At 39.8% G+C, this 19,609-nt stretch carries 22 protein-coding genes; 7 read left to right on the forward strand and 15 right to left on the reverse strand.

The annotated features are described in order from the left end of the window. Positions 1 to 134: 134 nt before the first annotated feature. The 15 genes from AB3N04_RS04625 to AB3N04_RS04695 form a co-directional block, all read right to left on the reverse strand. Entirely contained in the window at positions 135 to 2,378 is a 2,244-nt protein-coding gene (locus AB3N04_RS04625; RefSeq protein WP_368504937.1) for a molybdopterin-dependent oxidoreductase, read from the reverse strand. 180 nt (positions 2,379 to 2,558) lie between these two features. Beyond that, positions 2,559 to 2,711: a hypothetical protein gene (locus AB3N04_RS04630; protein WP_368504938.1), complete on the reverse strand. Its 153-nt coding sequence runs from the start codon at positions 2,709 to 2,711 to the stop codon at positions 2,559 to 2,561. Between the two features lie 3 nt (positions 2,712 to 2,714). Then, entirely contained in the window at positions 2,715 to 3,956 is a 1,242-nt protein-coding gene (locus tag AB3N04_RS04635) for a Ger(x)C family spore germination protein (protein ID WP_368504939.1), read from the reverse strand. Continuing rightward, a complete protein-coding gene (locus AB3N04_RS04640; RefSeq protein WP_368504940.1) occupies positions 3,953 to 5,041 on the reverse strand; it encodes an endospore germination permease in 1,089 nt (362 codons plus the stop codon). The genes AB3N04_RS04635 and AB3N04_RS04640 overlap by 4 nt, the downstream gene beginning before the upstream one ends. 9 nt (positions 5,042 to 5,050) lie before the next feature. Then, positions 5,051 to 6,553, reverse strand: a complete 1,503-nt coding sequence (locus AB3N04_RS04645) for a spore germination protein (protein ID WP_368504941.1) — start codon at positions 6,551 to 6,553, stop codon at positions 5,051 to 5,053. A 126-nt stretch (positions 6,554 to 6,679) separates the two neighbouring features. Then, entirely contained in the window at positions 6,680 to 7,066 is a 387-nt protein-coding gene (locus AB3N04_RS04650) for a DUF5082 family protein (RefSeq protein WP_368504942.1), read from the reverse strand. A gap of 22 nt (positions 7,067 to 7,088) precedes the next feature. Then, positions 7,089 to 7,895: a hypothetical protein gene (locus tag AB3N04_RS04655; protein ID WP_368504943.1), complete on the reverse strand. Its 807-nt coding sequence runs from the start codon at positions 7,893 to 7,895 to the stop codon at positions 7,089 to 7,091. Continuing rightward, positions 7,880 to 8,458, reverse strand: a complete 579-nt coding sequence (locus AB3N04_RS04660; RefSeq protein WP_368504944.1) for a PH domain-containing protein — start codon at positions 8,456 to 8,458, stop codon at positions 7,880 to 7,882. Before AB3N04_RS04660 ends, AB3N04_RS04655 begins: the two co-directional genes overlap by 16 nt. Positions 8,459 to 8,469: 11 nt before the next feature. After that, a complete protein-coding gene (locus AB3N04_RS04665; protein WP_368504945.1) occupies positions 8,470 to 9,261 on the reverse strand; it encodes a hypothetical protein in 792 nt (263 codons plus the stop codon). A 75-nt stretch (positions 9,262 to 9,336) separates the two neighbouring features. Beyond that, positions 9,337 to 9,672, reverse strand: coding sequence for a hypothetical protein (locus tag AB3N04_RS04670; RefSeq protein WP_368504946.1), 336 nt, complete (start codon positions 9,670 to 9,672; stop codon positions 9,337 to 9,339). A 17-nt stretch (positions 9,673 to 9,689) separates the two neighbouring features. After that, on the reverse strand, positions 9,690 to 10,064 hold the full coding sequence (locus tag AB3N04_RS04675; RefSeq protein ID WP_368504947.1) for a hypothetical protein: 375 nt from the start codon (positions 10,062 to 10,064) through the stop codon (positions 9,690 to 9,692). Positions 10,065 to 10,134: 70 nt separating this feature from the next. Further along, a complete protein-coding gene (locus AB3N04_RS04680) occupies positions 10,135 to 10,470 on the reverse strand; it encodes a hypothetical protein (protein ID WP_368504948.1) in 336 nt (111 codons plus the stop codon). A gap of 13 nt (positions 10,471 to 10,483) precedes the next feature. After that, a complete protein-coding gene (locus AB3N04_RS04685; protein WP_368504949.1) occupies positions 10,484 to 11,866 on the reverse strand; it encodes an LXG domain-containing protein in 1,383 nt (460 codons plus the stop codon). Between the two features lie 3 nt (positions 11,867 to 11,869). Then, complete coding sequence (locus AB3N04_RS04690) at positions 11,870 to 12,148, reverse strand: YwqI/YxiC family protein (RefSeq protein ID WP_368504950.1); 279 nt, start codon at positions 12,146 to 12,148, stop codon at positions 11,870 to 11,872. Between the two features lie 503 nt (positions 12,149 to 12,651). Then, complete coding sequence (locus AB3N04_RS04695; protein WP_317120301.1) at positions 12,652 to 12,759, reverse strand: putative holin-like toxin; 108 nt, start codon at positions 12,757 to 12,759, stop codon at positions 12,652 to 12,654. 268 nt (positions 12,760 to 13,027) lie between these two features. On the opposite strand from AB3N04_RS04695, the gene AB3N04_RS04700 reads away from it, so the two are divergent. The 7 genes from AB3N04_RS04700 (at position 13,028) to AB3N04_RS04730 (ending at position 19,595) form a co-directional block, all read left to right on the forward strand. Then, complete coding sequence (locus AB3N04_RS04700; RefSeq protein WP_368504951.1) at positions 13,028 to 13,603, forward strand: biotin transporter BioY; 576 nt, start codon at positions 13,028 to 13,030, stop codon at positions 13,601 to 13,603. A gap of 61 nt (positions 13,604 to 13,664) precedes the next feature. Beyond that, positions 13,665 to 15,137, forward strand: coding sequence for an AMP-binding protein (locus tag AB3N04_RS04705; RefSeq protein ID WP_368504952.1), 1,473 nt, complete (start codon positions 13,665 to 13,667; stop codon positions 15,135 to 15,137). A gap of 5 nt (positions 15,138 to 15,142) precedes the next feature. Next, positions 15,143 to 16,288 carry an acetyl-CoA C-acyltransferase gene (locus AB3N04_RS04710; protein WP_368504953.1) on the forward strand — a complete coding sequence of 382 codons (1,146 nt, stop codon included), beginning with the start codon at positions 15,143 to 15,145 and terminating at the stop codon, positions 16,286 to 16,288. A 12-nt stretch (positions 16,289 to 16,300) separates the two neighbouring features. Beyond that, on the forward strand, positions 16,301 to 16,747 hold the full coding sequence (locus AB3N04_RS04715) for a MaoC family dehydratase N-terminal domain-containing protein (RefSeq protein ID WP_368504954.1): 447 nt from the start codon (positions 16,301 to 16,303) through the stop codon (positions 16,745 to 16,747). Further along, positions 16,740 to 17,126, forward strand: coding sequence for a MaoC family dehydratase (locus tag AB3N04_RS04720; RefSeq protein WP_368504955.1), 387 nt, complete (start codon positions 16,740 to 16,742; stop codon positions 17,124 to 17,126). Before AB3N04_RS04715 ends, AB3N04_RS04720 begins: the two co-directional genes overlap by 8 nt. Next, positions 17,123 to 17,929, forward strand: a complete 807-nt coding sequence (locus AB3N04_RS04725) for an SDR family NAD(P)-dependent oxidoreductase (RefSeq protein ID WP_368504956.1) — start codon at positions 17,123 to 17,125, stop codon at positions 17,927 to 17,929. Before AB3N04_RS04720 ends, AB3N04_RS04725 begins: the two co-directional genes overlap by 4 nt. Before the next feature lie 106 nt (positions 17,930 to 18,035). Further along, positions 18,036 to 19,595 carry a sensor domain-containing diguanylate cyclase gene (locus AB3N04_RS04730; protein ID WP_368504957.1) on the forward strand — a complete coding sequence of 520 codons (1,560 nt, stop codon included), beginning with the start codon at positions 18,036 to 18,038 and terminating at the stop codon, positions 19,593 to 19,595. Positions 19,596 to 19,609: the final 14 nt, after the last annotated feature.

A 19,609-nucleotide genomic window follows, 5' to 3' on the forward strand; every position in this document is an offset into this window, starting at 1 on the left:
AATCATTATCATACTTAACATGTGTTAAATATTCCCTCACTATTCTATTTGATTGAAAGTGTGGATTATTTTATCGCCTTTCTTCTTCATAAAAAACAAAAAACGTCGCCAGCATTCCGGCAACGTTTTCTATACTATGAACCAATACTCACTTCCACTGGAATACCATTAAAGATGGCATTTCCTGAGACCGGGTCAATTTCATTTTCATCGCTTAGTCGATTTGAATTTACACCAGCATACCTTTCACCATTACGTAATTGTATACCTTCTAAGTGATGCCCCCAGCCATGTGGCAACGTAACGACACCTTCCATCACATCACTCGTGACCTCAACTGAGACGTTGATATGACCGGCTACTGATTTAACCGAGGCGACTCCTTTATCTACTATTTGATGACGGGCCGCATCTGTTGGGTGGATTTGTAATGTACATTTGTTAGCGCCTTTTGTTAATTCTCCAATATTATGCATCCATGAGTTATTAGATTGCAGCTGCCTTCGACTAACCAGAAGCAGACCTTTTTCACCCTTATCTATTTTTCCTTTCAAACGCTCTAAATCTTTTACTAGTAATGGTGGTGCTAGCTCAACCTTGCCTGATCCTGTTGATAGCACTTGTGGAAGCCTAGGTTTTAGTGGTCCTAAATCAAGGCCATGCGGATGCTCTTCCATCAGTGTCGAAAGCGATATTCCGTCTGCCTTCTCACAAAAGAAATCTCCATATTCTCCGGTACGTATAAGAAAGTCAAGCATTCGCTCCGGGCCTTTTCTAACGGATAGTTGAGCAAATATCTCGTTAGGATTTCTACCGGCTAGAGGGGAGCTTTCATTGCCACACTCTTTTTTGATTAGTTGCATGATCGCATAATCATCTAATACACTTACAGGGTCAGCTCCTACCTCTTGGTCCATGACGGCTGCAGTCAACTGAAGTAACACTTCCCATTCATCAAGCTGTCCTTCTTCTAATGGAAATACTTGTTTTGAATAGTGGGCGATGTTTCTTACAGAGAGCTGATAAAACGAAAGATCGTAATGGGAACGCTCAAGAGCTGATGGCGCAGGTAATAATACGTTCGCATGTCTTGTCGTCTCGTTTAAATAACAGTCGACACTCACCATAAAATCTAGCTGACCGAGTGATTTCTCCATGCGTTCGCCATTCGGGGCTGATAACACTGGATTTCCTGCCACAGTGACCAATGCTTTAATTTGACCCTCTCCACCCGTTTCAATTTCTTCTGCTAAACACGAGGTCGGAAGTTCTCCCAGTACCTCTGGACAACTTCGCACTCTAGAATGAAAGCGACCATATCGGGCACTCTTTTTACGCTTACCTCCAGCATTTTTGGAGCCGGCTGCTGGGTTTGTAAACATTACACCGCCTTCTTGGTCAAGGTTTCCTGTTAGAATATTGATGACATCAATCAACCAGCTGTTCATTGTCCCAAACGCTTGAGTACAGGTGCCCATCCGTCCATACACTGCCGCACGCTCTGATTTGGCTATTTCTCTGGCTAGTCTGCGAATAACTTTTGCCTCAATACCACATTTAGCACTCATCTCTTCAATTGAGAATCCTCTCATAGCTTCTCTTAATTCAGATAAACCATTAACATGCTCACCTGCCCTACCAAGATCAACAAGCTCTTCCTCAAAAAGCGTCTGGATGATCCCTACTAGTAAATAGGCGTCTGTGCCAGGTGTGATTGCATGATGCTCATCTGCAGCCTTCGCTGTAACGGTTCGAACAGGATCAATGACAACGATTTTTCCGCCTCGTTTTCTGAGATCTCTCATTCGCTTACGCATATTAGGAGCCGTCATTAAACTTCCATTTGATACAAGAGGATTCGCACCAATCACTAAAAAATAATCAGTTCGATCAATATCAGGTATCGGTATCGAGAAATCACTGCCAAACATCCATTCAGCTGTTAGTTGTTTCGGGATTTGATCCATTGTACTAGCCGAGTAACGATTTTTAGATCCTAATGTCTTCAGAAAAATAGGCACATATAACATACCCGCTAAATTATGAACATTAGGGTTTCCAAGGTAGGTTGCCACTGCATCTCGACCATTTTCCTTTATGATTGATTGAAGCCCCTTCCTCACTTCGGTAAACGCCTCTTGCCACGACACTTCGCGCCATTGATCCCCTTCACGAATCATTGGCTTCTTAATCCGATCTGGATCCGCATATAGCTTGTCTAAGTGATACCCTTTTGGACATAAATAACCTTCGCTAAACGGATCTAGCTTATCTCCCTTAATACTTGTTACTTCATTACCTTTCGTGTGAATTTCAAGCCCACAAGTTGCCTCACATAAAGGGCACGTTCTGTAATGAACCTTTTCTGTTGTATCCACTGATCATCCCCCTTTTAAATACCTACTAGTCAGTATTATAATTTTATAGAATATTCAGATAGATAGCAAGTTATAACTTATTTTTGTTTCAACTTTACAGGATCGGCCCTACGAATGTAAAAACTCACTTCTATAATTCATAAGCATATGAAAGCCCTTCAAGCTGAGGGGCTTTTGCAATCATAAGAAAAGATCAGCAAATGGGGAACAGAGCACGAACAGTGCCAATCCCCCGACAGCAACTCCCCCCACTTTGTTGCCTTCTAGAAAATAAATTCTTGCATAATAAGCCGTGTAAGCTGCAACACCTATTGTGATTAACCACATCATCATTTATTAATCCCTCACTTCTGCAATTCCCGTATTGCGAATCACTTTCCCAAAGCGAATCGCTTCCATATCAAAACTCACCTTTACATTTGCATTCGGGTAAATATTATTGTTCCAGTCTGCTTCCTCATAGTCACTAATTGTTTTAAAATAGCGACGTACATACAATGACCAGTAAAAAGGTTCAGCTCGGTACGTTTCTTGTGTTTTTTTTATTAGCGCTAAGGCTTCTTGATTGTATTTTTCTTCGATCATCTCCTCTAAGAGTTGTAAATTCGCTGCATCACTTCCATAGTCAACTAAACTTGGCACAGCAAGTAGTTCTATATGAATAGGGACATTCACATTGATTTCAGCTTGATTTTGACCATCCATTTTTACATGAATCGAGGCCTTACGTTCTCTAATAAGACGTGCTGAAATTCGATGAACATCTGATTTTGGATCTGGTAAGCTGACAAGGATATCATCCATTGAAATGGTGTTATCCAACATGAGTGCTAACCTCGTTTCTTCTCCTGTTAACGTATCAATCATCTTGCCTTCCTTAAAGACTGCAGAACCAATAAACTGGGTATCCTGCTCCCCTTTTTGTGGAACTTGTCCTGCATAAAATTCATCTTCTTCACCTTTCTTTTGATCTTCTAGTTTTGTTGCTGTGGCATAAATCCCTAAAAATAAATCAGCATCTCCTTCTGTAATTTGAAAAAAACGATGGATGTCTGCATCTGGTATAAGACCTGTGCTTTTAGACTGCTGTAACATTAATTGATAAAATTTATGCGGTTTAATTTCAAGAGGAGGATCATTATTGGCTAAAAAATCGCTCGCATTCTCTCTTGTAATGATTATTTGCACGCCTCTTCTAAATGCCGCTGCACGAGTAGTCGCTTGTAGTACATTAATTAACTCTCCTGATCTGGCTAATTCCTCTGAAATAATTAATACCTTCGTTTGATCAAGATTTATCTCTCTTGCCACTAACGTGTTCGCTGTGCTTTTGGCTGAAATAATGTCACTAGCTTGAATGGTTACATTCTTCTCCTGTATCTCACTCGATTCATTAGCTCCCCTCCCTAATTGTCCTTGAGCAACTTGAAACGTAATATTATACTGACCTTGCAGATCTGTTTGATCAATTCCTACCGCAATAACAAAAGCTTGCTGTTCAAGCTCTGTTTTGTCAAAACACCCACTAAGTAAGCATGTTATGCAAGTAATGATCACGATTCGATCCCATTTACTCATTTAGCTAACTCTCCTTTTACCTTAGCAACCACCCATAAAACGAGTGGCATGAGGATGAATAAAGGTGTTGTCATGGTCAAAAACCAATCTCTGTATACAAGCACATTTTGAATTGGGTTATTAATCCCAGTACCAAGCATAATCACTAAATATAAGAAGATACCTAGTAAAGGTTTGAACTGCTTAATCTGAAACACTGCCGCAAATATCCATGTCGTAAAGTATAAATAAATCATAAAGCGTAAAAAGGCAGCAAATAACCAAAAAATCATAAAAAAAGATTCTACATTAGCGAAGTACATACCGATTGAGATGTATTGTGTTAATTCATGAAAAGGATAAGCTATTTGATCAATCGACTTATAATCAAAAAAGAGACTATACACTAGAAAGAACATCGTTAATTCAAAAACTGCGAATGTCCCTCCAATATAAGCTGCTTGTCTGAAAACTTTTGTATTCGTTAACGATGTATAAGCCATGGTGAGTAGAAATAGATCACCGAAAATAGATGCTTTTTTAGCACCTTCAATTATAGTAACTCCCATCCCCTCTCCCCAAATTGGGAAGATCCGCATCCAAACCAAATCTTTCATCGCTAAAAAGAGCAAGATGATTGCTATTATCTTAATGAAAGGGGTTAAGATCCAAGAGGTAGAACCTATGACATTCAACCCTTTACGAGCTCCCCACAGACAAATGAAAAACAGTACAGCATATAAAAAATATTGAGGAGACTGTGGAAAAAAGATCGAACTCAATTCATCAATATAGTTTCTACTTTCAAGCACTAAGGAAACAAAAGCGACTAAAAAGATAGTAAGACCAAAGAGAGCACCCACCCACTTGCCTAATATGTGGTAGATCAACTCCATTAGATGCTTATCTTTGTAAGTACGAAGCAGATAGAGGAGGAGAAGAAAGGAAGGAAAAATGGTTAGGAATCCGATAACAGGCATCATCCAAAATGCATTTTTCCCTTCTTGAGCTAGAATAGCAGGTGTCATACTCGTGATTTTTGTGCCAATTGCTAATACAATAATGGCAAATAATTCACGCCCTCCAATGGTCGCCAAAGTCTTCATACCCTTCACCTACTTCATGTTGTTTTTTCTGATGTCTTTTGGATGAATTTGGCCTGGTCTAAACAATTCTTTAGCTACCGCCCCTCGAAAAAGTGTATCGTTTCCTGACCGATAATGCGGCGATAACGGTGTTAAGAAGGGAACCCCAAAGGATTTAATCGAAACCGCATACATTAACCATAATAAAAACGCGCCAATCAAACCAAAAATACCATACGTAGCAGCTGCAAAAATAAACAAAAAACGGATCATGCGAATCGCATAATTTAAACTAACATCTGCTATAGCAAAAGAAGAGAGTCCGGATAAAGCAACAATAATAACTACAATCGGACTTATGACATTTGCTTCAACAGCCGCTTGTCCTAAAATAAGAGCGCCTACAATCCCAATGGTAGGACCAAGCGGACCAGGAATTCGCAGACCTGCTTCGCGAATTAATTCAAAGGCAAACTCCATCAAAACAACCTCAAATACGAGTGGAAAAGGCAATTGCTCTCTTGCCCCAGCTATAGCAAGTAGCAAATCAATCGGAATCATTTCCTCATGAAAATTTGTAACCGCAATATACAAAGAAGAGATAAACAAAGTGATAAATAAGGCAAGAAATCGGATTAATCTAGAGAAGTTCCCATATAAAAGTCTTGAATAATGATCCTCTGGTGAGTGAAAAAAAGACCAAAAAGTCACAGGCAGCACAAGTGCTGCTGGTGAATTCTCCATCACCAGAACAACATACCCATCATCAATATGTGCCGCAGCTCGATCCGGTCGCTCTGTATACAACATACTCGGTATTAAAGAGTACGGACGATCTTCAATAAACTGCTCAAGTATTTCGATACTTCGAACACTATCGACGTTTATATTCGTAATACGATCTCTCACTTCATTTAAGACTTCTTCACTAGCAATATCTTTTATATAAAGAAGGGTGACTTCACTCTTAGCACGATTACCGATAGGAATGGATTCTGCAATAAAATCAGTATCAAAAATTCGCTTTCTGAGAAGAGATAAATTAACAGCAGCTGATTCTGTAAATGATTCTTTGGGCCCTTTGACCAACACTTCATTCTCAGCTTTTTCAATTCCCCGATGTTCAAAACTCGCTACATTAAGAGCGAAACCCTCAGCCCTATTGTCAACTAACAACACCGTGAACCCCTTATTTATACACTCACAGACATCTCCAAAATCATGAACTGTATCCAAACTTTCGAGTGAGATCGTTTCACGAACCTCACTTCCGCCCCCTTCAAGTAGGGGTTTTATTATCGTACTTTCTACTTTACTATGATCAACTGCACTCCCGTAAAAAAACAAGGCAGCCGCTTGATTGGAAGAAGATATAATAAGTTCTCGACAAACAAAATCTTTATTAATAGAAGCAGAATAAATGGAGTTGATCGTGTTCTTATTTAACCCTAGATCATCATAAAGAGGCTTTTCATCCTTGCTTGATACTTCCATTGAATAATCGTACTTTTTCCTTCTTAAACGAAAGAGCATTTCTTCACCACCTCATTTCTTCATCCATTTTTAGCCTATCCTAAACGCTCGGAATTATTTTTAGAAATCTATAAACAAACAAACCTATTCCATACTGGAATAGGTTTGTTTATCCGTAAAAATCTTCTACACTTGCTGACTTTGCATGTGTTGTAACTGATTTCTCCTGTTTTGAAGTTGCTGTGATTTCATTTCTAATTGAGTGGAAAGGAACTGCTGTGCCATCTCTATTCTGCTATAGTACGTTGTAAAAGTACTAGATGTGACCTCGGTGTATTTCTCATACACTTCGCTCGTGCGTATCTCTTCAAATTCAGTTGCATATTTCCCATACCATGTAGAAGAATCAAGCTCTGGCTGCTTAAATTCGTCCTGATAGGAAATCATTTCTGATTCTTGACCCTGCAATGTTGATCTCACCTCATTCAATCGTCGCATTTGCTCATGAATTTGACTAATATCACCTGATAATATGGCTATACTCTGTCTCACTGAAGCTTCCGTCTCAAACAACGACCCCACCTCCAATCAAGTGTTATGTAAAATCGATCATATGTAGCCATTCGTTTGATAGTTGTAAAGAGACATGCACTGTCTCAGCATTTTGATAATGAATGACCCAAATCCCTTTATCACTCGGGAGATGAAATATTACTTTCTCTAGGTGTAACTCATTATATTCAGGTTCAAACCTCAGCAAACTAATACTATTTAGCACTCCATTCTTCTTGTTCAAATCCTTAATAAAGCGGTCAAATGATGCTCTTTCTTCAGTACTAAAACTAGCTTCATTTCGAACACTTCTACCATTTCTCTTTTGATTGAGCATATCAAACTGAGCATCAGTTATTTGAAAGGAAGAAGCATACACTTGTGATGGAGAGGCGTATTGATAAAACTCTTTTAATTCATGTTCCAAATCGAGATGATCACTAAAATCAAAACGATGGAGAGCTTCCCTGGATATGATAGATTCTCTCATCCAGGTACCATCCCCCAATTCTCGAATAATGAAGGTTTCATCGGTACATCTCTTAGCGGCTCTAATCACTCGTTTAGCTTGCATGTACTCTTCTATAAACTGTTGCAATTTCGGAGCAAGGGGATTGTGTCCTTCAGCGTACTTTTCTTTTGATAAATATTCTTTTGCTACGAGTGATTCAACGCCCTTTTCAAAAAAGTCTTCCCAAAAGAACTTTGTTCGGTTAGGATAAATACTCTCACCCATTCCTTCTGCCGTGGTTGAATATCCGCATAGATCAATCATTGTCAATAATTCTCCTGATGACCAATTCATCTTCTCCATTGAAATTTCCTCTTCGCCCATCACAATTTCAACCATTCACCGGATGATCTCCCTACCTTTGAACTCTTTACTGTACCCCCAATATGGGGCATCATCACTACTTCTTGTTGTTGTAGTTGTTCTTCCCTCTCACGCTTAGCTCGTTGCTCTTCAATCGAGCAACAGGCTAGTTGAGGCGCTCTATTAAATAACTCCTGAATGAATTCGTCTTGTCTTTCAGGTGATAATTGAATCTTAGTGAGCTGACCTTCAAAATGAAGCTCGATTCCATCGACTGCCCACATAAAACTATGAACATTTACAGGCCTTAATCGACTTAACCCTTTTGTATAATCAATTCTTTTCATATCTGCGTAGTGATAAGTGGAATAGAAAGGTCCCATCTGTACAAACAACCCCTCATCTCTTATCCTATACCTAATTTGAAAGATCGAATAAAGAGCTAACCATATTGAAAACAAATAAATAAGGAAAAGAAATAATATAAGCGGCGTAAAGTCCACAAATCGGATGATTAAGTAAAGGACTGAAAATAAGAATACTATGATTGCTACAGTAATTGAATTCATAGTGAGATCGCGTCTTGTTTTATAGAGCATGCAATCTCCTCCTATGCTTCTTGTTTTATTAGTAAACGACTACGAACCGTGCTCATAAACTCATTTGCACTAACATTTTTAACATGTACAACAAGTTCTTCATCATAGCTCAGCATCCATATTCCATACTCTGAGGGTACATGGAAAAGGATTTCCTCTATCGAACTTTCACCCGTTTCAGCATCAACCCTCAGAAGGCTACTATTATGAAGAGACCACTCATTTACTTTTATCGAGTGAACGAATGAATCAAAAGCCATTTCTTCCTCTTTGGTCAACTTAGCAAGACCTCTCACCTCTAAAATATTTTCTTCTTTACTAAGAAGATCAAATTGATGATCCGTCAGTGTGAAGGATGATAGGGCTTCACCTTCGACTTGATTGTAGCGACTAAAAGGGATGATATGTTTCTCGATCTCACTTTCCTCGACAAAGAAAAACTCATGGATAAGATCAGCGATAACATGGTGCATCAACCACTTATCATTTGGCATCTCATGAAAAAGTAATGTTTCATTCGTTGTGACATTGGCAGAACGGATGATGCTTTGTGATTGAACATAATGATGAATAAACGTTTGCAACTCTTCATTTAATGGCACTTCGTTTTCTGCAGCTTTTTGCACATCCCAAACCTCTTTGAGCATAAGTTGATGAACAGCACCTTCATAGACTGCTTCCCAAGCATCTTCTGACTTCTCTCCTAGAGAACTCTCTCCAATCCCTTTTGCCACATCAGGATAACCACATAAGTTAACAAGTAGCATTAGCTCTTCAGTGGTACATTTTAAAACTCGATTCATTCCTCACACCTCATCTTTCACTTTATTTTGGAATCGTTTAGAAGAAGCGCTAATGCCTATGAATTCAAGTGAAAACTAAAAATTAATTCCTAACCAATCTAATATAAGATCATAAATTACGAGTAGCACTAAACTTAAAAATACAAAAAATAATGACCATATAAGAAAAGCAACTCTAGCTTTCCAATAAGGAAGCTTTAACATTAACTTTGTATAGAAAAAGTGAGGAATACTATATAACGCGTAAAAAACTATATTCATCAATTTCTCATATAACCTTTTGGGATTTTTGGTGTAAGTTTGTTCCATAAATGTTATAGCTAAATTCCCTACCAAGTTAGCAGCTAAAGTCATTCCTAATTGAACGGCTAATACAAATCCTATCGAAACAGATAAAAAATAGAGTAACATAAGAGATCCCTCACAATTCAAAGCAACCTAATAAACCTTATACTTAACAAGCTATGATTAAGATAATAAGAATAGCGCTCAGCTAGAATGGCAGCAGTGCCTGAAAGTATACAGAAAAGAATAAAAAATCCAAGCATCCATATAAAAAATAAGACTCTTGCTTTCCCATAAGAATGGTTAATCATAAACTTCTTATAAAAATAATGAGGCACGCCATAAAGTACATAAAATATACCGTTCATAAATCGGTCATAACCTGTTTCAGGATTTGTAGTATACATGAACTCCATGAAAGAAACGGCACGATTGCCAATTAATGCGGCAAACAAGCTCATTCCAAATTGTACAATTAAAACACCCATAAATATTAAAAATAATAGAAAAACAAGCAAATAATTATCCTCCTATTAAAGCAATCACATGGAAACGAAGTGCTCTTTTTCCTTTAGTAAACGGTTCATCCTAAATCGATGTATAGGTTTCTAAAAACAAACCTACTGAACCCATAATGATGGCACATATAGGTACAAAAATTACTAACCATAGGAGATAGAATAATCTAGCTTTCCAATAATTGTGCTTCTTCATAAAATGCACGTAAAAAAAGTACGGTACTCCGTGCATTGCATAGAAAACTACATTCAAAACACGATCAAACGTAGAAGTTGGGTTCTTTGTATAAGACCTACCAAAAAATGAGATGAAGTGATTACCAAAAAAACCTGCTAATAAACCACTTAATAGATTTATAGCTATAAGCATTACTACAATAATTCCTAAAATGTAAATAACTATCATTTAGTTCCTCCTGTTACTTAAACCAGCCTTTGACTGACTTCCAGCCTGATTCTACGACATTTTTTGCTTTATCAGAAACTTTCGATCCGACAAATGCGCCTGCAATACCACCGAAAGCTCCTCCAACAAGTCCACCTACTACAATTCCAGCAGGACCACCAAATGCCCCAAAAGCTGCACCTACTTTAGCTCCACCAAATGCACCGACCGCTGCACTTCCACCATCAACAACAAAACCGGTCCCTGCTCTAAAAACTTTCTCATCAACTGACTTATCACGATTATCACTAGAAGTAAATTCACTAACATTCCCTGCTGCAGCAAGTCCCCACCCTATAGGTCCAGCAGCTCGTGTGAATTTATTATCTACAAATTTAGCGGCATATCCTTCCACTTTATGATTACTTAAGGTATTTCCAACCTTTTGAGCGGTTTCACTAGTTAAAACGTTATGAAAAGCTACTCCTGCTTTATTTTTGGTTGAAGAAGCCACCTCCTTGGTCCGATCAAGGAAAGAATTATTCTTTGAAGTAGTAGAAGTAGATCCTTGATGACTAGTAGGTAACGGAGCTCTTCCGTTTTTCGCCATATCAGAATACTTACCTATTCCAATTGCAGTCGCTGCTAATACATTTTGACCTGCAAATAATGCTGAATCTCCATACCCAAATAATGTCCCCCCATCACCTAGGGCTGAGAAAACTTGGTCCGCTTCACGCACATTTTGCGTATTTTTCACTGCCCTATACTCATCATTATCCTTCACCATATTAGTGCTAAAGTTTTCAATCGAAATGGATTGACTGACAAACATCTCTTCTAGACTGGTGACGTAGTTTTGAAGAAGCGTAATGTCTTGGCCGACATATTGCATACTTGTTATGTGTTCTTCATCAAATTCATACACCTTTTCAATCGTGGAGTCTACCTTTGATTTTGAATTAGAGAGCCCATCCATGACGCCATTATAATTGAATGTCGGCAAATAAACGATATCCTTGTACATTGAGGTAATGCTATTAACCTCTTCACCAAGGCTAATCATGGTAGTTTTTAAGTTTTCAATCTTCCCATGAACGGCATCTTGTAAAAAGTCTTCGCGAATAAGCTCGTCACTCTCAAAATACGTATTCAATTTATCTAGAGTATCTCGAAGAGTGTTCTCAAATTCAGAGAGTACGGTGCGAAGAAGTTTTACAAAAGGACCATGACAATAGGTGAAGTAATTAATGATGTTAATCGCTGTTCTTCCGTTAAATCTAGCTTCCACACTTAAGAAAGTCGTTTCGTGTTGGAGCCAGCCTTCAACAGGTCCTAACTGCTCTTGCTGGTCTTGAACTTGATGGATTAATAATTGCAAGCTATCAATGGTGGCGCTAGCATCTAAGACTTTCATAGACTACCCCCCTTTTATTTGACTCGATACAGTTTGGTCTGCTTCTTCGTACTGGTCCACCACTCGATGTACTTGTTCGACATTCTTTTGCAGAAGGGCTTTATAGGATTGAAGTAGTGCCTCCATTGCTTGCATGTTTTGTTCCGCTTCTTTTAAGGTATCAACTTCCGTTCGTCCATCAAATGATACATTGTATTCGGGTACAACGGCATCTAAGCGAATGGATAAACGATCCATTCTACTTCTGACTCGCTGAGGCTTCAAGCTAATTTCTTCACTCACTCCAATGTCCTCCTTTATCCTTGTCACATCACGATTTATAAGTACATTTATCATTTTAAAAGATCTAATTGGAAATGAAAACCATACTTAGGGTGTTATTATGTTCAGGTTCAACAAAAATCCCTTATGATTCACAAGACTAATTTACCAAAATATCAAATATACTTTATTAAATCGGTGACTTTTGTCTCTATTTACTTCTTACCCAATAATTTTGTTTTTCTACCATAAAATTCAAACAAATTTATGTAGCCATGAAATGACCTAGATGGATCACATATCATTAAATTTAAACTTCATAATATTAATTCACTTATTTTCCACCTCATTTTCCTTTGCTTAACCCTTGTCCACTCATGTATAATAAAGGTATAAAAATCAAACCATCAAAAAAAAGACCGAGTGTGATTTACACTCAGCCTTAGCAACTACTTGCTGCCTTGCGCAGCTGACCAATTGGATATTGCCATAGAAATAGCTCACCTTACTTGGCGGCAGGGTAGCTATTTCTTTTTTTGTTGACTCACAATGATACTGACCGTCAGTGCTAATGTGGCGAGAAGAATGCTTGAGAATTGGGCCAGTAAACTTAATGCTTCATAGATCGTCAAAATAAGCCTCACCCCCTCTCCACGGGAGTTCAGCCGCCACCTTGCTAGTAGTTGCTAATGCCATTATACCAAACGTACGTTCTTATTACTAGGATCGTTTCTGTTCATTCGCTAGGTCTTTTCGATCAAATGATAGAGGAGGTTGCGCTTCCACCTCTTTTAATTACTGATTGTAAACACTTATCCGATGTCAGTTGACATACCTCTTTTTGCGTTTTATACTAATTTCGTACATAGCATTTATATTATTCAGAAAATGGTGACGAAGATGAAGTTAAAACAGATGTTGTATGCGGCATTATTTGCTGCCTTGATTGGAGCTCTTGGTATTCTCCCTCCGATTATCTTACCAATCTCGCCTGTTCCTATCACGGCTCAAACAGCAGGTGTGATGCTTGCAGGGGCTGTTCTCGGAGCAAAATACGGCGGAATGAGCTTAGTGGTCTTTGTTTCACTTGTAGCAATGGGGGTTCCATTATTAGCAGGTGGTCGTGGAGGCATCGGCGTCTTACTTGGACCAGGTGGTGGATACATTTTAAGCTGGCCGATCGCCGCTTTTATCATCGGATTTCTAGTTGAGAAATACTGGCACAAAATGAATATTGGACGATTTATCTTATTCAATATCATTGGTGGTATTATTGTCGTTTACGCAGGTGGCGTGACATACTTATCCTTTATGACGGGTCTTCCTTGGACAACAGCTGCCTTTCAAGCGCTTATCTACATTCCAGGTGACCTTGCAAAAGCTGTATTAGCTGGTGTGATTGCGATGCAACTGAAGAAAGCCTACCCTCTGATAACCAAGAAAACAAAAGAATCAACATTAACAAAAGTTGCATAATACGAGAAAAAGGGGGGCCATTAAGGTGGATTCCCTTTCTTTTTGAAAAGGAGAGGACATCATGATCATTGGCGACACAATCAAACATACAGCAGCTACATTTCCTGAAAAAATAGCGATCCATTGTGACGGTGCTGACCTTAGCTACCAAGATTTTCAACAACTCATTTTAACTATCCAACAAAACGTATTGTTTAAACTAGAGAACCCTATAAAAAAGAGAATAGCCATGCATGTTCAAAATGATGCTACCTTTTTAGCTACCTTCCTGGCACTTACAGGCATTGGTGCTATAGCGATTCCACTTGACCCTAAATGGAGTGACCTGGAAGTCGATCATATTTTGAATGACTGCAAACCTGATTTAATCATTCGGAATGATATAAGAGAGTTCTCAGCTACCTATCCCACAGCTTACCTAGAGGATCTCATCAAACACTCACATATAACTGTAAACATTCCTGTGGTGGGTGAAGATTCTTTATTCTATATTGGTTACACTTCCGGTACGACCGGTAAGCCAAAAGGATATTTACGGACGCATAATTCCTGGTACGAGAGTTTCAATGGAAGTAATCAAGTTTTTAACCTAAGTGCTAGTGAGGTCATCTCCTCCCCGGGTCCACTTGTCCATTCACATTTTTTATATGCAGCCATACACGCCTTACATATCGGTGCAACACTGCACATCACAAAAAAATTCCAGGCGAGAATGGTATATGAGCAATTATGCACAAGCAACATCACAACCCTCTATCTTGTTCCAACGATGTTTCAAGCTTTAACCGAGCAATTTGAAGAGCTGCAACAAACACTTTCATTAAATAGAGTCATTTCTGCAGGAGCAAAATGGCAGCCTCATTTGAAGAAAAGAGCCGCAACGATTATGCCAAATGCGGATGTCTTTGAATTTTACGGTGCCTCTGAGCTCAGCTTTGTAAGCGTGCTTGATCCAGAGGCGAACGAAGTAAATCCCGAATCAGTCGGCCGTCCTTTTCCAGGGGTTGAGGTGTCTATAAAAAAAGGTGATCAGACAGAAGCTCTTCCTAATGAAATAGGAAGGCTTTATGTGCGAAGCCCTCACCTATTTAGTGGCTATCTCAATCAACCAGAAGCGACTAAAGAAGTATTTTATAATGGGTGGGCTACAGTAGGTGATATTGGATACGTGGATGAGGAGGGCTTTATTACATTAGTAGGTCGTGACAAAAATAAACTCATTACTGGAGGATTAAACGTCTACCCTGAAGAAGTAGAACAAGTACTCTCTTCCCTAGATGAAATTCATGAAGTGATCGTCATTGGCCTCCCTGATGATTACTGGGGAGAAAAGCTAGTTGCCATCCTCTCTTGGCGTACCAGCAAGCAATTAACTGAAGAACAATTGAAGCAGCATTGCAAAACACATTTAGCAACGTATAAATGTCCTCGTCAATTTATAGGAGTACCCTCTTTCCCTTATACTTCGAGTGGGAAAATTGCGCGAAGACTAGTGATGGAGCAATTCCAACAACGAGAAACGCAAAGGATGTGAAGGCAATGAGAGATGCTGTGATCGTAGCAGCAAAACGAACGGCAATTGGCAAGCTTGGCGGGATGTTTAAGGAGGTTCCCCCTGAGCACTTAGTTGCCCCACTTATTAAACAAATCATTCAAGACCATCCCATTCCTGCCGAAGACATTGATGAAGTGATCCTTGGCAACGCTGTCGGACCGGGTGGTAACCTTGCGAGACTTTCCGCCCTCACAGCAGGATTGCCTATATCCGTGCCAGGAGTGACCGTCGACCGTCAATGCGGCTCAGGACTTGAAGCAATTAATCTAGCAGCTAGACTGATTCAAGCAGGTGCAGGGGAGATCTATTTTGCAGGCGGTGTGGAAAGCACGAGTCTTGCTCCTTGGAAACTAGCAAAGCCTCCTACGCTTCACCACCCTACTGGGCCGCAACTCTTTCAACGAGCACGCTTCTCTCCAGAAGACATAGGAGATCCGGATATGGGGGTGGCTGCAGAAAATGTAGCAGCTAAGTACGGGATCACTCGAGCGATGCAAGATGAGTATGCGTATTGGAGTCATAAAAAAGCTGTACATTCGATGGAACAGGGTCACTTTAACGAAGAAATTGTCGCTGTAAGGGATCGAGTTAGAGATGAATGTCCACGCCCTACTACATCGATGAAAAAACTAAGCAGCCTCCCTCCCGTTTTTAGAGAAGGTGGCACCGTAACAGCTGGGAATGCTTGTCCAATGAATGACGGAGCTTCAGTTGTGTTAATGATGTCAGAGGAAAAATGCGTGGAACTTGGCTTAACACCTGTATTACGAGTAGTCAATGCGACAAGTGCAGGCGTTGACCCTCATTATCTCGGAATTGGTCCTATCCCTGCTGTAACGAAACTTCTAGAACGCACTCAGCTTACAATGGAGGAGATTGATCTCATTGAATTTAATGAAGCGTTTGCCTCGCAGGTACTTGCGAGCTTACAAGAATTAAATATCCCCCTAGAAAAAGTCAACCAACAAGGCGGTGCACTCGCATTAGGACACCCATACGGAGCATCCGGGGCCATTTTAATCACACGTTTGTTCACTCAAATGAAAGAAAAAAGTCTTAAACGAGGAATCGCTACTTTGGGCATTGGCGGTGGACTCGGATTAGCTACATTAGTTGAATTAATCGAATAGGGAGGAAATGAGATGATCACAGAAAAGTGGCTCCACTCACAAACAAAGCCAATCGAGATCACCTTAACAAGAGAAATGATTAAATCGTATGCAGACGCGATTTGTAACGAAAACGAATTATATACAAATGTAGAAGCTGCAAAACAAGCATCCTATGAGGACATCCCGGCTCCACCTACCATGCCATTTATTTTCTGGCAATACCTCGAGGTGCCTTGGTTAGATGATGTAGGGGTATTGGTTCATGGCAAGCAAGCTTTCTCCTATGACCAACCACTGATTGCCAACCAGACATATCAATGCAGCATTCAATTACTTTCCCTAAAAACAAAAGTGAACAAACGAGGTCCGATACAAATAGCTGAACATCAATTATCAATTCACTATAACGGCGTGGTTCATGCAAATGCCCTTTCCACGCTCGTCATTTTACCAAAAGGAAGTGATGACGATGCATAACCAACCCTCACTTGAAGAGATTCACATCAAGGAAATCACCCAACAGCAACTGGAGGCTTATGGGCTTGTATCAAATGATTACAACCCGATACATTTTGATCTAAAAGCAGCCCAAGATGCCGGCTTCCCTAGACAAATTGCGCATGGGATGTTCACGATGGGAGTCAGTACAAATCTAGTAGCACCCTGGCTCTCTACACATTTGGTGAAAAGCTATGAAACATCATTTATCCAACCACTGTTAGTTGGAGACTCCCTCAGAATAAAAGGTACTGCGACTACTACTGACCAAACGACTTCCATCGTTTTTACTGGCGAGAATCAACACGGCGAAACAATTATCAAAGGGCAGATTTCACTTGAGGTACATGCCCGATGAACCTCCAAGATCAAGTGGCGATTATTACTGGATCGACCCGCGGCATTGGCTATAGCCTAGCGAGACAGCTAGCGGCAAATGGAACGGGTGTGATCATTAATAGTAGAAAGGAAGCTGACGTTTCGAAAGTGGTAGAAGAAATCAATGACCTAGGTGGACGAGCTGTCGGACTTGCCTCTCCTGTTAATGAACCACATACAGGAGAAGAGCTGGTTCATTTAGCTGTAGAAAGATTTGGAAAAGTGACCATTTTAATCAATAACGCTGGCAATACGCAGGATCGAATGGCTTATAAAATGTCAGATGACGAGTTTCAAAGTGTGATCAGCGTTCATGTAAATGGAACCTTTTACTGCACGAGAGCTTTTATTCAGCAAGTGATCAAGCAAGAGACTGGTGGACAAATCCTTAATATGACTTCAACAGCAGGACTGACCGGCACAATTGGACAATTAAATTACAGTGCGGCAAAGTCCGCAATCAACGGGATGACGTGGACACTAGCCAAAGAGTTAGAGCGACATCATATTAAAGTTAATGCAGTTGCTCCAGCAGCTCTTACGTCGATGACCGAACCTCATATTAACCGCGCTCGAAAAAAAGCAGCTGAACAAGGGATGGAACTCCCCACCTATTGGGAAGTCGGCTCTACAGATGATGTGGCAAGATTTGTAACCACCCTTTTCACACAACCACAGTTTTCAAAGTCTGGTGAAATCTTTGGGGTAAATGGAGATAAATTGGTTCGCTGGCAACCTTCAGTACCCGAAGAAATGGAACTAGCTGATTTTATCAATAGTTAAGACTTTCGCTTGTAATTAATGGTAGGAATCTGACTAAAATCATGATACGTTAGTCATAGCAAGACAGTAATCAACTGTTTTGTATCCTATTACATGAGGTACCATTATGAATATGAGTATGAGATTTTGGATCTTATTGCTTATCACATTTACGATCCTTGGCATGATTGCCAGCACATTATTTGCCGGCTACTATGTATCAAAAAATAATTTAATTTCCAATACAAAAGAAATCAATCGTGTTTATTCTGAAAAGCTTGCTCAAGTTACCGACCAGTCCTTACAGGCAATGGAAGAAAGCTTAGAGAAGCGTGCCCTTGATATGACGGCCTTACTAGATAATCAGGAAGCACTTAAGATTTCTCTTGATCAGTTTTTGCGAAGTAGTCACTACTTTAATTCGATTGCTATTATAGATAAAGAAGCCAAAGTGATTACCTCTGCTCCTGATTTGGATGTCGTAGGGTATCATGTCCACTCTATTGGAATCAATGAAGCACTTGAAAAAAAAGAAACAGTCATTTCTGATTTATACGATGCAGCCATTGGCCGAAAAATCCTCTTGATCTCAAGTCCTATTTGGACAGAATCAGGTACCTATGAGGGAATGCTTGCAGGAACCGTTTACTTACAAGAGAGCAACATTATTGAATCAATCCTTGGTGAACATTTTTCACAAGATGGCTCGTATGTATATGTGGTTGATCGTAATGGGGTCCTTATTTATCACCCAGACCGAAGTAGAATCGGAGAAAATGTCCGAGAGAATCTTGTCGTGCAAAAATTAATGAATGGGGAAAGCGGAACTCTTCAGATTACCAATACAAAAGAGAAAGATATGCTCGCTGGCTTTTCTCATATCCCGACAAGCAACTGGGGTATTGTCTCCCAAACTCCATATGATGTCAGTATTCAGCCGGTTTGGGATACGATCCGTAATATGGTGTTGTATTCAATCCCGTTTATCTTTTTTACTGTTTTATTATCCATTATTTTTGCCGAGCGAATCGCTTCTCCTCTGCGACAGTTAGCGTTACAAACGTACACGCTAAAAAACCAGAAAATACCAAAAGAACGCCCTTCGATTTCTACATGGTACTTTGAAGCCACTCAACTCAATCAGACGATCCAAACATACATCGATGCCCAAGAAGATCAACTTCAAACTGTGATGAAAGATTCACAAACTGACCCGTTAACCGGGCTGCCTAATAGAAGGTACATTGATACTACCCTCCAAAGTTGGATAGAAGAGAAGCCTTTCTTTTCCATGATTATCCTCGACATTGATTACTTTAAAATGGTCAATGACACGTATGGTCATCAAATGGGCGACGAGATTCTCATCTTCTTCGGGGAAGCCTTGGGCAATGTTGTTGGAGAAAGCCATTTATTCGCACGTTATGGAGGGGAAGAATTTATGATCCTCCTTCCCGAAGCTACTGTCGATGAAGCCTTAAAGCTGGCACATCGACTTAAGTACACATTAGCTAATATGAATGCTCCGTCTGGTGAAAAGATCACATTTTCAGCTGGGGTCGGTTGCTACAGAAATGATTCGGAAAACCTTACCACTTTTATGCAGCGGGTTGACGAAGCGCTTTATCGCGCCAAACGGTCAGGTCGTAATCGCTGTGAAATCGCCATGACAAAAAAGACGTCCTAGCCTTTGAAGTACAT

The sequence above is a fragment of the Alkalihalophilus sp. As8PL genome (assembly GCF_040939795.1).
Classification (GTDB): domain Bacteria; phylum Bacillota; class Bacilli; order Bacillales; family Bacillaceae_D; genus Alkalihalophilus; species Alkalihalophilus lindianensis.